The organism is Ruegeria sp. AM7, from assembly GCF_056535965.1.
The window spans coordinates 1,836,179-1,848,892 of the sequence record NZ_JBQFJE010000003.1; the positions used below are offsets into that span (position 1 = coordinate 1,836,179).

The following is a 12,714-nucleotide window of genomic DNA, read 5'->3' on the forward strand; positions in this document are numbered from 1 at the left end:
GTGTGCGCGCGGTTGCAAATCAAGCAGTGCGCACAGGTTGCCGCATTGTCACCAGCTCTTCGGCCATGACCGGGTGAACCGCAACCGTTCGATCAAAATCTTCCTTGGTCGCGCCCATTTTTACGGCGATTCCGGCCAGCTGGATCATTTCACCTGCGCCGGGGGCGACAATGTGACAGCCCAGAACCTTGCGTGTCGCCTGAGACACGATCAGCTTCATCAGAACCCTCTGAGTACCACCTGCAAACGCCTTTTGCATTGGCTTGAACGAAGTAGCATACACCTCAATCGGTTCCTGCGCGGCGGCATCTTCCTCGCTCAGGCCCACAGTGCCCATTTCGGGCTGGGTGAAAATGGCGGTGGGGATGAGGTCGTGGTCCACGGGCGTGGGGTTGCCCTTGAACACGGTTTCCACAAAAGCCATGCCCTCGCGGATCGCAACCGGGGTCAGGTTTACACGATCAGTCACATCCCCGATGGCATAAATCGAGGGCACGCCGGTCTGGCTGTATTCATCAACGATGATCTCACCCTTACGGCCACGCTCAACACCAACGGCCTCAAGCCCCAGGTTATCTGCATTGGGCGCACGACCGGTGGCGTACATGACCACGTCGAACTGATCCTCGGTGCCGTCGGTGGCCTTGACGCGAATCTTGTCGCCCTCTTTCGTCATCTCAAGCACATTGGTGCCCAGACGCACGTCGATGCCGTTCTGGCGCATCTCTTCACAGATCAGACCGCGCGCCTCTTCGTCAAAGCCGCGCAGAATCTGCGCGCCGCGATAGAACTGAGTCGTATTCACGCCCAACCCGTTCATGATCCCGGCAAATTCGCTGGCGATATAACCGCCGCCAACGATCAGAATGCTTTCGGGCAGTTTCGGCAGGTGGAAAATCTCGTTCGATGTGATCGCAAGCTCTGACCCAGGGAAGTCCGGCACAACCGGGCGACCGCCGGTGGCGATCAGGATGTGCTTGGCGGTCTTGCGGGTACCGTCGGCCAGTTCGACCGTATGCGCATCAACGATATGTGCGCGCTGGTCAAAGCTTTCGACGCCGTTGTTTTTCAGGATATTACGGTAGATACCTTCCAGCCGGTCCAGTTCAGTCACCAGCTTGCCGTGGAACGTATCCCAGTCAAACGCGCCGGGCTGGATATCCCAACCATAGGCCTGCGCGTCACCGACCATGCCCGAATACTCGCTGGCAAAAACCATCAGCTTTTTGGGCACACAGCCCCGAATGACACAGGTGCCGCCATAGCGATCTTCTTCGGCCAAGGCTACTTTAGCCCCGTTTTCGCCCGCCGCCACACGCGCTGCGCGGACCCCGCCCGAGCCGCCTCCGATGACGAAAAGATCATAGTCAAAGCTCATCCTGAGTTCCTTTTTGTCAGGCCAAAATTCGTTGAGTATCTGGGGTCGAATACCGCACTGCCAACCCTTGGTCGCCCAAAAAATCCGTCATCGGGCCAAGTTTAGTCCGCTATATCCAGAAATAGGTTCTCGCTGTTGTCTGGCGAATGCTCGGTCTCGACCGTTCCTTCATTGATATCCCGGATTTCTACTCGGCCATTTCCATGCCCGACTACAACCTTGTCGCAGATATCAATAAACAACCCGTTCTCGACGACGCCCGGCACCTGGTTCAGAACCAACGCCAACTGTCGGGCGTTTCCGATACGTTGCAGGTGCAGATCAAGGATATGGTTGCCTTCATCTGTAACAAACGGAGCTTCACCATTGAGACGCAGGGTCGTCGAGGTTCCAAGGACGTCCATCGTGTCCAAAACCTCCTCCACCAAAGTTCGGGTCGTTTGCCAGCCGAAGGGGATAACTTCCAAGGGCAAAGGAAAAGCGCCCAGCGTTTCGACTTGTTTGCCCGCATCCGCAATAACCACCATCTGGTCGCTGGCGGTCGCCACGATCTTTTCCTGCAAATGCGCGCCACCGCCGCCTTTTATGAGGTTTAATTCCCGATCAAACTCATCGGCACCGTCGATCGTCATATCCAGCCATCCAGCCTGATCCAGCGAGACAACCTCAATCCCGACCTCGCGCGCCAGTTGGGCTGTCCGGGTCGAAGTTGGAACTCCTTTGATCTTCAACCCCACTTTCTGCACCCTGTCGCCCAACCGGCGGACCATCCATTCAGCTGTCGACCCGGTGCCCAACCCAACCCGCATGCCGTCCTGAACCATGTCGGCTGCACGGCGCGCGGCGACGTATTTTGCCGTGTCGATGGGTGACATCCCTACGGTCATTGCAGCATCCCCCTGTTTTGCTGCCGAAACTTATACGGAAGGACTGCACCAACTGCGAGACCGAATCCGCCAATTCCTAAGCGAAGCAATGCCAAACTACGCGTTTCCTATGGGAAACGTCGCAATCGAGACTTTCGGGAATTGATGTACGGTATAGATAGGTTTCATGGACACGCGATATCGCCTTCACTACGCCCCTGACAACGCCTCGCTGGTGATCCGGCTGGTGCTGGAGGAGATGCGACTGCCCTTCGATACCATATTGGTTGACCGCGCCCGAAATCAGCAAGCCAGCAGCGCGTATCTTGCGCTTAATCCCAACGGGTTGATCCCTGTTCTAGAAACGCCCCAAGGGCCGGTTTTTGAAACCGCCGCTATTCTGCTGTGGTTGACTGACACGCACAAACAGATGGCCCCCGCCCCCGACAGTCCGGACCGCGCCGCGTTTCTGAAATGGCTATTCTTTGCTTCGAACACCTTGCATGCCGACATGCGGATTCTGTTCTACGCGGACAAGTACATTGATGCAGTTCAGGCTGAAACACTGCGCGAAGGCATCCGGCCTCGCCTGCGCCATCACCTGAAACTGCTTGAATCCGTGGCCGCAGGCGCGCCCCAGTGGTTTCGGGCAGACGCACCATCTGCCCTGACCTATTACATTGCATGTATGATGAGATGGATGGCGCTGTATCCTACGGGCTCGGATCACAGTTGGTACCAACTGGCAGATACACCGCACCTGCAGCACATCCTGATGAACTTGGAAACCCGCCCTGCAACGCGCGCCGCAATCGCGGCCGAGGGGTTGGGGGTCACACCCTTTACCTCACCCACATACGCTAACCCTCCGGAAGGCTCTGCTATCTGATATGTTCCTGTCAGTCTTCGATATGTTCAAAGTGGGCATCGGCCCATCTTCGTCGCACACAATGGGGCCGATGGTCGCCGCTGCGCGGTTTCTAGACCAGATGCGGGCGTCGCCCTTCGAGTTTACGGGGCTGCGTGGGTCTTTGCATGGTTCGCTGGCGTTCACCGGCGTCGGACACGCAACTGACCGGGCAACCATTCTGGGCCTCGCTGGATTTGTACCCGATACCTACGACCACGACATGGCCGAGGCTGCGCTGGCCGAGATCCATGAGACGCATAGTGTTTCCCCCGAGGGGCTACCCACGCTTGAGTTCAATCCTAAGACTGACTTGATCTTTGACTATGAACATCACCTTTCGGGCCATGCAAACGGCATGATCCTGATGGCCACCGATGCACAAGGCGACGTCATCCTGCGCCAGGTCTTCTACTCGATCGGTGGCGGCTTTGTTCTGACCGAAGAAGAACTGGCCGAGGGCAAAGCGACTGACGAAGGTGCTCCTGTGCCCTTCCCGTTCAAGTCGGCGGTCGAGATGCTGGACATGGCCAAGACCAGCGGCAAAAGCATCGCCGAAATGAAGCGCGCCAACGAAATCTCGCGCGGCTGTGCAGACAGTTTTGCCAAAGGCACTGCGCGGCTGTGGCAAGTGATGAATGATTGCATCGAGCGCGGCCTGACCACCGACGGCATTTTGCCCGGCGGTCTTCATGTGCGTCGCCGGGCCAAGGGTATCCACGATGCGCTGCAGGCCGAACGCGGCATGAACCTGAACGCGCCTCATACAATCAACGATTGGATGAGCGTTTACGCCATGGCCGTGAACGAGGAAAACGCCGCCGGAGGTCAGGTGGTCACCGCCCCAACCAACGGCGCTGCCGGAGTTCTGCCTGCCGTGTTGCGGTATTACCTGGACCACGTGCCGGGCGCCTCGGAAAGCCGCATCGAAGACTTTCTTCTGACTGCTGCGGCCATCGGAGGGCTGGTCAAGTTCAACGCTTCGATTTCTGGGGCTGAAGCCGGATGCCAAGCCGAGGTGGGCAGTGCGTCTGCCATGGCCGCTGCAGGGTTGTGCGCGGTTATGGGCGGAACGCCCGAACAGGTAGAAAACGCCGCCGAGATCGCACTGGAGCACCATTTGGGCATGACCTGTGACCCGGTCGCAGGATTGGTGCAGGTGCCGTGCATCGAACGCAACGGGCTTGGGGCGATCAAGGCCGTCTCGGCAGCGTCACTGGCGCTGCGCGGGGATGGTCATCACTTTGTGCCCTTGGATGCGGTGATCGAGACCATGCGCCAAACCGGCCATGACATGCACGAGAAATACAAAGAGACCTCGTTGGGCGGTCTTGCTGTGAACGTACCGAACTGCTGACGCTTCGGCTTTCATCGGCCGTTTAAACGGCTTAGCGTAATCGATATGACAGTCGATCGCCCCGTTCTTGGCATCATGCTGATGCTTGGCTTTTGCATCCTCGCCCCTGCAGGCGACGCGATGGCCAAATTGCTGGGCGAGACAACGCCGGTCGCCATGCTGGTCTTCGTCCGGTTTGCCGTTCAGGCGCTGGTGCTGGCACCTCTGGTTGCGTTGACTGGACGTGCTTGGAAGATGCACGGCCGCGCGCTGCGGCTGACGGTTGTGCGGACAATTCTGCACATCATCGGCATCAGCGCGATGTTTACGTCTCTGCAATACCTGCCTTTGGCGGACGCGGTCGCCATTGTCTTTGTTATGCCTTTCATCATGCTTTTGCTGGGTAAATACGTGCTGGGAGAGGAAGTGGGCCTGCGCCGCCTGATTGCGTGTATCGTAGGGTTCATTGGTACTTTGCTTGTCATCCAGCCAAGCTTTGCGCAAGTCGGCGCAGCGGCTTTGCTGCCGCTTGTAGTTGCCGTTGTCTTCGCCTTGTTCATGCTGGTCACCCGGCAAATCGCCAAACAGACCGATCCGATTTCCCTGCAAGCGGTTTCTGGCGTTATGGCCTCGATGATGATGTTACCGTTTCTTCTGATCGGAACCGCCGCGGGTGCATGGGAACTGTCTTTGATCGCACCGACCGGCAACACGTATGTGTTGCTTTGGGCCATTGGACTGCTGGGTACGGTGGCACATCTGTTCATGACGTGGTCGCTGCGCTATGCGCCCTCGGCCACACTGGCCCCAATGCAATATCTTGAGATACCGGTGGCCACCCTGTTCGGCTGGTTTATCTTCCGTGATCTGCCCAACGGCATCGCCGCCGTTGGCATCTCCATAACGATCGTTTCGGGGCTTTACGTCATTCTAAGAGAGCGGGCCAGCGCCCGGTCTGCCCCGACAGAAACGCCTGCATGACCTGATCCAAAGCGTCGCGCGGCAGCATCACAAGCATACCCGGCCCGTCCATCTGCAACTCCACATCAGACTCCGCACGATTGGACGTCCCAATCTGCCCATTCGGAGCAAACTGCAAACCGTCTATGGGCCATTCCAACCCCTGACTCCGCCCCGTTACATGCCGAAATGGAAACAATGAAACCACATCGCCCGATCCTAAATTGACCGAGATCTGAGGCGGCGCATGAAATACGACTTCATGCGATCCGATCAAAATACAAGGCCGATCTTGTCTGACAGACAAAGTGTTAAGCACTGCTAGCTGGTGATCCAGTCGCCCTCCCAGAAAGCCGACGCCCAGCGCCAAAGGCGTATCAATGCTGCGTAGGGCCTTATCGAAATCCGTGCTATCCTGTTCACAAATCCGAAACAGTCGATCTGGTGGAATCTGAGCCTCTGCAACGGCTTCAAGCGAATCAAAATCCCCGACTACGGCATCGGGAACCAGCCCAGATCGCATCAAGTGATTTGCCCCGCCGTCAGCAGCGACGACGCAATTGGCGCGAATCAGCGTCTGATTCAGATCCTCCGGCCCGATTTGTCCACCGCCGACCAACAAAACTGGCTCGTTTGTACGCACAATCGGTATATTTTTTCCTAGATTGATCATTTTTCCCGGATTTGGACACATTGAGACCACAAAATGATAGGTTCATGGGCATAGTTCTGGGTCAACAGCTATACCTTCTGACGGGTGGGTTGGCTCTCGTAGTTTGTAAAGGACGTGCGTCTGATGGTACAGAATAACAAGGTATTGACCGTTTCCTACGGCACCTTCTCATGCACATTGGAAGGCTTCGACGACTCTTTCGAGACGATGAAGGCGATTGCAGAGTACTTCCGCGATCTGGCTGCGGAAGATCGCTATTTCGGATCGGAGCCCCCTCAGCCGGATGCGGAAATGCTGGCGCGTATTGCGCAGCGTGATGCCGCGCGGCGGATCGAAGCCAGCCATGACGATCACGGGCTTGTATTACGCTCGACAGATCAGCCCGCGCCCGCACCTATCGCTTCTGCCCCGCTCCCAACGCCCACGGCACATGCGGAAGAACCAACTGTGCCCGAAACTGACCCGTCATCAAACGCAGAGCCACTCGCAGCAGACAGTATTGCCGCCAAGCTTCAGCGCATTCGAGCCGTGGTTTCTCATACCGACGAAAACACAGTCATCTACGCCGAGGACGAAGAAACGTCGCTGATGAACGCCGATGCCGGCCCCAGCGACGCTGTCGACGCCGCGTTTGCGGCTGGAACCCTAAGCTCTTCGGATTTCGAAGAAGAGGTTCAAGACACCCCGACTCTTGAGACTGAAGCCTCTGATTTTCAAGGCGCCAATTTCGAGGAAACCCTGGAAGAACCCAAACAGGAAGACCCCACCGCTTTCCAACAAGAACCGGGCTTCGGAGATCATGCGGAACCAGACCAGAAACCTGCGATGGATAAACCCGCTGGGGTGAACGAACCGCCCGTAGCGCAGGAACCGCTAGAGGCACAAGAAGAGACCGAACTAGCCGTCGGATTCGAACAAACCGATCTTCGCGACGAACCGTCCTCTCAAGACAATGCACCTGAGGAAGACGAAGAAATCGTGAATATCCTCAGCGATTACGCCATGGATGACGAGGCCGCGACCGAGGATGAAGACGAAGAAGTACTTCCCGAAGGTTTCCTGACGGCAAACGACGAAGAAGACCTACTGAGCGAAATTTCGAACGTTGAAGAGTTCCTGGCACGGCGCGCTGCAGACTCTGGCGCAGACGTATCCGGAATGGACCAGGACGTGTCGCGGTTGATGGACAAAGCCGACGTCCAAATGGACGACCCCGCATCCAGCGACCAACGCGAGACCTATTCGCATTTACGCGCTGCCGTCGCGGCCACTGAAGCCGAACGCAGTGGCAAAGCACCTGAAAGCACTCTGGCGGACTCCGATGAGGACGAGTACCGGGATATGACCTCGTCCATCAGCCCCCGCCGCCCTGAGGTTGAGGTAACAAGCACGCGTCCGCAGCCCGAGGCACTGGCCCCACTGAAACTGGTCGCTGAACAGCGCGTTGATACACAAGAATCATCTGACGACCCTGTAACCCCACGCCGCGTCCGAGCGCAGGAACAAGACAACGCGACCGAAGAAGGCGGATTTGCCCTTTATGCTCAGGAACAGGGGGCCCAATCCCTGCCGGACCTTCTAGAGGCCGCAGCGTCCTACTTGTCCTTTGTCGAAGGTCAGGAGCAATTCTCGCGTCCGCAGCTTATGAACAAAATTCGCTCATTGAAGCAGGATGAGTTCAATCGCGAAGAGAGCCTACGCTCGTTTGGGCAGCTTTTGCGCGACGGCAAAATCGAAAAAGCCGGGGGTGGTCGGTTCGCGGCCTCTACTCAGATCGGGTTCCGGCCCGATGATGACGAGCGCGCTGCCGGCTGACGGCCAGTAAACACCCAGATTAAAGAGGTCCGAGTTTTCTCGGGCCTCTTTTTTATGCCTTTTCCAATCCTCGGCGGATTAATGCGGGAATGACGATACGTCAGCTATGCTGCAGCGCAGAAAAACGATAGTATCGAAAACGTAGAAACTAGTCCTATAGACACGGTTCAAGCAGAGGCCAAGCCATGTATGAACTACCAATTCGACGACTAAGAATTTACGATACGCCGAAAGTTACAAGCCATTTCAACAGCCTGGACACCGATGCACTCGCATCGCGATTTGGTGCTCCGGTTAGTCGCACCTTCCTGGACGCTTATCTAAGCCGGATCTTTGATGACGGTGCTTTGGTATACGGTGCTTTTCCCGATTCCTGTTTGCGCGGCGTTGGGGAATTGCGAACAGTACCAGACCGCCAAAATCAGGTGGCTGAGCTAGCCTTTACCGTAGAAACCGCCTGGCAGGACCGAGGCATCGGCGACGCGCTTTTATCCCGGATCATTGCCGCCGCCCGAAATCGCGGGTTTCGCGAAGTTCACATGATGTGTTTGGCGACCAACCAAAGAATGCGCCGCTTGGCGTCTAAACACAAAGCCGACCTAAAGCTGGTCACGGGTCAGGTTGAGGCAACCCTGACCCCCCCATGGCCAACGCCTTTCAGCCTGGTCGAAGAAATCTCGGGTGAATACCACGCCCTCGCTCGGGCCATCCTGACCTGGCCGAGAATTGAGGTCAGGGGCGGCCGTTAGAACCGCCCTATTCAGACGGATTATCCGGATCCTCTTTTCCGACGCCCTTAAATACGAATTTGAATGGCAACGCCCAAAGAATACCGAGCACCACGTAGATCAGGAATTCCAGCCAAATCGGTGGGCGGTCCAACCAGTTGACCACAGTCACAACTGCGACGATGTACAGTGGCAATCCAACCAGCAAAAGCACCAGCGACCACCGCCGCCGGGCTTTATAGCTGAGGCCGGTTTTCTCGTTATCGCTCATCAGTCGGCAAACGGGTCGGTCACCAGAATGGTGTCATCCCGCTCCGGGCTGGTAGACAAAAGGGCAACCGGGCATTCGATCAGTTCTTCGACCCGGCGCACATATTTGATCGCGTTCGCCGGCAGGTCGGCCCAGCTGCGCGCGCCTTCGGTGGATTCGCTCCAACCCGGCATTTCTTCGTAAATCGGTGTGCAGCGTGCCTGCTGATCCGCGGCGGTGGGTAGATAGTCCAGACGTTCGCCATCCAGATCGTAACCGACGCAGATTTTCAGCGTCTCAAACCCGTCCAGAACATCCAGCTTGGTCAGCGAGATGCCGTTCACACCGCTGGTCGCGCAGGTCTGGCGGACCAGACAGGCGTCAAACCAGCCGCACCGGCGCTTACGCCCGGTGGTGGTGCCGAACTCATGTCCACGCTCACCCAGACGTTGCCCATCTGCGTCGTCCAACTCGGTCGGGAACGGACCCTCGCCCACGCGGGTTGTATAGGCCTTCACGATGCCCAGAACAAAGTCGATCGAACCCGGGCCGATACCAACACCCGTGGCAGCCTGACCTGCAATCACGTTGGAAGAGGTCACAAACGGGTAGGTGCCAAAGTCGATATCCAGCAGGGCTCCCTGCGCGCCTTCGAACAGAATGCGCTTACCGGCTTTGCGCTTTTCATTCAGTACCTTCCAGACCGGAGCCGCAAAGGGCAGGATTGCCGCCGCGATCTCTTTCAATTGCGCAATCAGCGCGTCGCGGTCCACAGGTTCGATCCCCAGTCCTTTGCGCAACGGATCATGATGCTGCAGCGCACGATCTACTCGGGCTTCCAGCGTCGCCTCATCGGCCAAATCAGCAACACGGACAGAGCGGCGACCCACCTTGTCTTCATAGGCCGGGCCGATACCACGGCCGGTGGTGCCGATCTTGGTACCTTTGCTGGCGGCTTCTTCGCGCGCCCGGTCCAGCTCACCATGAATCGGCAGGATCAGCGGCGTGTTCTCGGCGATCATCAAGGTTTCGGGGGAAATCTCGACACCTTGCGCGCGAATGGTGCCAATTTCCTTGAGCAGATGCCACGGATCCAGCACCACGCCATTGCCGATCACACTCAGCTTACCGCCCCGCACAACGCCCGAGGGCAGCGCGTGCAGCTTATAGACCTCGCCTTCGATGACCAGAGTATGCCCGGCATTGTGCCCGCCCTGAAAACGCGCGATCACATCTGCCCGCTCGCTGAGCCAGTCGACGATCTTGCCTTTTCCTTCGTCACCCCACTGGGCGCCGACAACAACCACATTGGCCATACCCGGTCCTTTTGCGCTGAATTATCAAACCTCGCTCGTATAGCGAGGAGAACGCGGCAGGGAAACCGATAATTCGCCGCAGTTTTGAACCGCGCTGCGCGCGCTGCCTCCGGCGGAGGTATTTATAGCCAGATGAAGAGCGGATCCCCTGCTTCATCTGGCCCCAAATACCTCGGGGGAGTCGCCCGGACCGGGCGGCGGGGGCAGAGCCCCCTACCCGCTTTGCCGTAAATGCACAGGTTGCCCATGCGGCGTTGTCAGATACGCCTCTTCCCATGCGGACTGCAGGTTCGATATCTCATCAGATGCCGCCGTGCCCTGATCGGCAAGCAGGTTTTCAAGAGTCTCCAGCCACGCGTTGAAATAGTCATCGCCCCCGTCAAGTTCTCGTTCGAGGCCGTGTTGTTTAAGGGTGCGCGAAAACCGATCTGCCCAATCGGGCCAGTCGAATCGTCCGGCCTCGTTCAGCGCCACGGTCACGGCAAAAACCTGTGCGTGCCAGGGTGCTGAGAAAGCGGGTTCAGGGGCGCTGAGGGTTGGGCAAGCGGTCATGCGGGCTCCAGATAGCTTTGCCACAGGTCCAGCACGACCTCATCACTTGGGTTCTCCGGGTCTGCCCATAATTCTGATGCCGGGAAAACCACCGCATAAAGCGGCTCGGGCGCTTCGCCCAAACCATGCGCGCTGGAATCGGGCAGCACATGGGTGCCGTGCAGACGCAGAATGCGCCCTGTTGCGCCAGAGGCATAAATCGGTAGGCGCGTGTGCCCACCATCGACCTTGCGATTGGCCGTAGGGTGGGCGGTGCGCACCTGTTGCCCGATCCCGAACGCGACCGGCACGTCCGATGGGCGATCTGCCGGACCGCCTTTGGAAAGCGCGGCTGACACTGCCTCAGCCTTCAGCATCCGTGTTGCCAGCGGGTGCGGATCGTCTGAGCCCGCCTCTGACAAATCCTCGCGAGTCAGAACGCCCTTTTCCACCAACAGATCGGCAAGGCCGGAGATCCACTTTTCATAGTAGGAGAACCGAGCATAATCCTTGGGCGACAACCTCTCTCGGGCGTGCCGCGATGTATCAATGTTCCACTGCCCCAGAAACCCGGCGGCCAGCGTCACCGCCAGCGCGCGACCGTGCCAATCCTCGGCAAAGACCGGGGCGTCGTTAGGCTCGGGGTTGATCGGGCCATCTCCAAAGCGGCCCCCCATGTCATGTACGCGGGTCATGTCGACACCTTGGGCAAGCCGGTGCCGATCATGCTGTCACGGGTCACGAGCGCGGCAAGGGCATCCTCGTCCAGCCCTTCGGTGCCGTCGGGGCGCATCGGCAGGACCAGATAGCGAATCTCGGCCGTTGAATCCCAGATCCGCACGGCTGTCTCAGCCGACAGGGTAACGCCAAACTCGGCCAACACCTTACGCGGTTCGCGCACCGCGCGGGCGCGGTAGGCGTCGGATTTGTACCAGCCCGGAGGGATTCCCAGTAGGGGCCACGGGTAGCAGCTGCATAGCGTGCAAACGACCATATTGTGCTGTTCGGGTGTATTCTCGACCACGACTATATGCTCGCCCTGACGGCCATAGAATCCCAGATCGGCGACAACGGGCGTGGCGTCTTCAATCAAAGCACGTTTGAAATCCGGGTCCAGCCAAGCCTTTGCAACAACCCGAGCCCCGTTCTGGGGGCCGATCTTGTTTTGGTAGGTATCTATGATCTCATCCAGCGCCGCCGGATCGATCAACCCTTTGCGGGTCAGAATCGTCTCAAGCGCCTTGACGCGCAGGGCGGGTTCGGGTGGCAAAAGGGCGTGCGGGTGGTCGTGATCGTCATGAGGCATGGCGGCAGGGTGCGCCAGCTTTCGCCGATCTGTCCAGTCCCTTTGCTGTGATAGGACACATCATGGGGTGTGATGCAAAGTCCTGACTTGCCCCCGGAACCAAACTTGCATAAGTACCACGCGATACACGCCACGCTGTACAGGACCACCATGGAAAACGTCGTTCTCATCATCCATCTTCTTCTGGCTCTGGGCCTGATCGCCGTTGTTCTGATGCAGCGGTCCGAAGGCGGTGGCCTAGGTATGGGTGGCGGCGGTGGCGGCGCCATGACCGGTCGCGCGGCAGCGACTGCGTTGGGCAAGGTCACATGGATTCTGGCGGCGTGCTTTATCGTCACTTCGATCACGCTGACCATTCTGGCCGCGCAAAAATCCTCGGGCAGTTCGGTCATCGACCGTCTGGGCGTTCCGGCCCCTGCTCCGGTCGAGGAAAGCACACCGGCAGTTCCGTCGGCGGATGATCTGCTGCCTCCGGCACAGGGCGACAATGCGCCGCTGATCCCGCAAGCGAACTGATCCACAAAACCTAGAAATCTGAAAGAGAACTGCAACAGCATCTTGCGGTTCTCTTGCGCTTTGGGCGCGAATCCTTTATGTGTGAAGTCCCGTGATGCAGCGGTTTTTCGTAAACCGTCGGGCAGCTGATTT

General features: G+C 58.1%; 14 protein-coding genes. 6 read left to right on the plus strand and 8 right to left on the minus strand.

What is annotated here, in order from left to right; all coding sequences use genetic code 11:
• Positions 1–19: 19 nt before the first annotated feature.
• Entirely contained in the window at positions 20–1,378 is a 1,359-nt protein-coding gene (gor, locus tag ACR3EG_RS13090; protein ID WP_480496319.1) for a glutathione-disulfide reductase, read from the minus strand.
• Between the two features lie 101 nt (positions 1,379–1,479).
• Positions 1,480–2,265: a ribose-5-phosphate isomerase RpiA gene (gene rpiA / locus ACR3EG_RS13095; protein WP_480496321.1), complete on the minus strand. Its 786-nt coding sequence runs from the start codon at positions 2,263–2,265 to the stop codon at positions 1,480–1,482.
• 166 nt (positions 2,266–2,431) lie between these two features.
• Between rpiA and ACR3EG_RS13100 the strand changes: the two genes are divergently transcribed.
• From ACR3EG_RS13100 to ACR3EG_RS13110, 3 genes are read left to right on the plus strand one after another with little or no spacing between them, the layout of a single operon-like run.
• A complete protein-coding gene (locus tag ACR3EG_RS13100) occupies positions 2,432–3,133 on the plus strand; it encodes a glutathione S-transferase family protein (RefSeq protein WP_480496323.1) in 702 nt (233 codons plus the stop codon).
• A gap of 1 nt (position 3,134) precedes the next feature.
• A complete protein-coding gene (locus ACR3EG_RS13105; RefSeq protein ID WP_480496325.1) occupies positions 3,135–4,508 on the plus strand; it encodes an L-serine ammonia-lyase in 1,374 nt (457 codons plus the stop codon).
• A 45-nt stretch (positions 4,509–4,553) separates the two neighbouring features.
• Positions 4,554–5,468, plus strand: a complete 915-nt coding sequence (locus ACR3EG_RS13110) for a DMT family transporter (protein WP_480496327.1) — start codon at positions 4,554–4,556, stop codon at positions 5,466–5,468.
• Here the strand turns inward: ACR3EG_RS13110 and ACR3EG_RS13115 are convergent.
• Entirely contained in the window at positions 5,413–6,090 is a 678-nt protein-coding gene (locus ACR3EG_RS13115; RefSeq protein WP_480496329.1) for a thiamine diphosphokinase, read from the minus strand. The genes ACR3EG_RS13110 and ACR3EG_RS13115 overlap by 56 nt on opposite strands.
• A gap of 153 nt (positions 6,091–6,243) precedes the next feature.
• Here ACR3EG_RS13115 and ACR3EG_RS13120 point away from each other — a divergent pair, with 153 nt between their 5' ends.
• Both ACR3EG_RS13120 and ACR3EG_RS13125 read left to right on the plus strand, forming a co-directional pair.
• The gene (locus tag ACR3EG_RS13120) at positions 6,244–7,935 is read left to right on the plus strand and encodes a hypothetical protein (protein ID WP_480496331.1); all 1,692 of its coding nucleotides are present in this window, start codon (positions 6,244–6,246) and stop codon (positions 7,933–7,935) included.
• Positions 7,936–8,120: 185 nt separating this feature from the next.
• A complete protein-coding gene (locus ACR3EG_RS13125) occupies positions 8,121–8,684 on the plus strand; it encodes a GNAT family N-acetyltransferase (protein ID WP_170750590.1) in 564 nt (187 codons plus the stop codon).
• Positions 8,685–8,691: 7 nt separating this feature from the next.
• Here the strand turns inward: ACR3EG_RS13125 and ACR3EG_RS13130 are convergent, their stop codons facing one another.
• From ACR3EG_RS13130 to nthA, 5 genes are all read right to left on the minus strand, one after another.
• Positions 8,692–8,934, minus strand: coding sequence for a DUF2842 domain-containing protein (locus ACR3EG_RS13130; protein ID WP_170352767.1), 243 nt, complete (start codon positions 8,932–8,934; stop codon positions 8,692–8,694).
• Complete coding sequence (locus tag ACR3EG_RS13135) at positions 8,934–10,229, minus strand: adenylosuccinate synthase (protein ID WP_480496334.1); 1,296 nt, start codon at positions 10,227–10,229, stop codon at positions 8,934–8,936. The genes ACR3EG_RS13130 and ACR3EG_RS13135 overlap by 1 nt, the downstream gene beginning before the upstream one ends.
• A gap of 213 nt (positions 10,230–10,442) precedes the next feature.
• A complete protein-coding gene (locus ACR3EG_RS13140) occupies positions 10,443–10,781 on the minus strand; it encodes a nitrile hydratase accessory protein (RefSeq protein WP_480496336.1) in 339 nt (112 codons plus the stop codon).
• Positions 10,778–11,455, minus strand: a complete 678-nt coding sequence (gene nthB, locus ACR3EG_RS13145; RefSeq protein WP_480496338.1) for a nitrile hydratase subunit beta — start codon at positions 11,453–11,455, stop codon at positions 10,778–10,780. The genes ACR3EG_RS13140 and nthB overlap by 4 nt, the downstream gene beginning before the upstream one ends.
• Complete coding sequence (gene nthA, locus ACR3EG_RS13150) at positions 11,452–12,066, minus strand: nitrile hydratase subunit alpha (RefSeq protein ID WP_480496340.1); 615 nt, start codon at positions 12,064–12,066, stop codon at positions 11,452–11,454. Before nthA ends, nthB begins: the two co-directional genes overlap by 4 nt.
• A 150-nt stretch (positions 12,067–12,216) precedes the next feature.
• Between nthA and secG the strand changes: the two genes are divergently transcribed.
• The gene (gene secG, locus ACR3EG_RS13155; protein WP_170353144.1) at positions 12,217–12,582 is read left to right on the plus strand and encodes a preprotein translocase subunit SecG; all 366 of its coding nucleotides are present in this window, start codon (positions 12,217–12,219) and stop codon (positions 12,580–12,582) included.
• Positions 12,583–12,714 lie beyond the last annotated feature (132 nt).

Excerpts from the sequence above, each read along its gene's own strand:
- gor (WP_480496319.1), bottom strand. The coding sequence starts at position 1,378 with ATGAGCTTTGACTATGATCTTTTCGTCATCGGAGGCGGCTCGGGCGGG.
- rpiA (WP_480496321.1), bottom strand. The coding sequence starts at position 2,265 with ATGACCGTAGGGATGTCACCCATCGACACGGCAAAATACGTCGCCGCG.
- ACR3EG_RS13100 (WP_480496323.1), top strand. The coding sequence starts at position 2,432 with ATGGACACGCGATATCGCCTTCACTACGCCCCTGACAACGCCTCGCTG.
- ACR3EG_RS13105 (WP_480496325.1), top strand. The coding sequence starts at position 3,135 with ATGTTCCTGTCAGTCTTCGATATGTTCAAAGTGGGCATCGGCCCATCT.
- ACR3EG_RS13110 (WP_480496327.1), top strand. The coding sequence starts at position 4,554 with ATGACAGTCGATCGCCCCGTTCTTGGCATCATGCTGATGCTTGGCTTT.
- ACR3EG_RS13120 (WP_480496331.1), top strand. The coding sequence starts at position 6,244 with ATGGTACAGAATAACAAGGTATTGACCGTTTCCTACGGCACCTTCTCA.
- ACR3EG_RS13125 (WP_170750590.1), top strand. The coding sequence starts at position 8,121 with ATGTATGAACTACCAATTCGACGACTAAGAATTTACGATACGCCGAAA.
- ACR3EG_RS13130 (WP_170352767.1), bottom strand. The coding sequence starts at position 8,934 with ATGAGCGATAACGAGAAAACCGGCCTCAGCTATAAAGCCCGGCGGCGG.
- ACR3EG_RS13135 (WP_480496334.1), bottom strand. The coding sequence starts at position 10,229 with ATGGCCAATGTGGTTGTTGTCGGCGCCCAGTGGGGTGACGAAGGAAAA.
- ACR3EG_RS13140 (WP_480496336.1), bottom strand. The coding sequence starts at position 10,781 with ATGACCGCTTGCCCAACCCTCAGCGCCCCTGAACCCGCTTTCTCAGCA.
- nthB (WP_480496338.1), bottom strand. The coding sequence starts at position 11,455 with ATGACCCGCGTACATGACATGGGGGGCCGCTTTGGAGATGGCCCGATC.
- nthA (WP_480496340.1), bottom strand. The coding sequence starts at position 12,066 with ATGCCTCATGACGATCACGACCACCCGCACGCCCTTTTGCCACCCGAA.
- secG (WP_170353144.1), top strand. The coding sequence starts at position 12,217 with ATGGAAAACGTCGTTCTCATCATCCATCTTCTTCTGGCTCTGGGCCTG.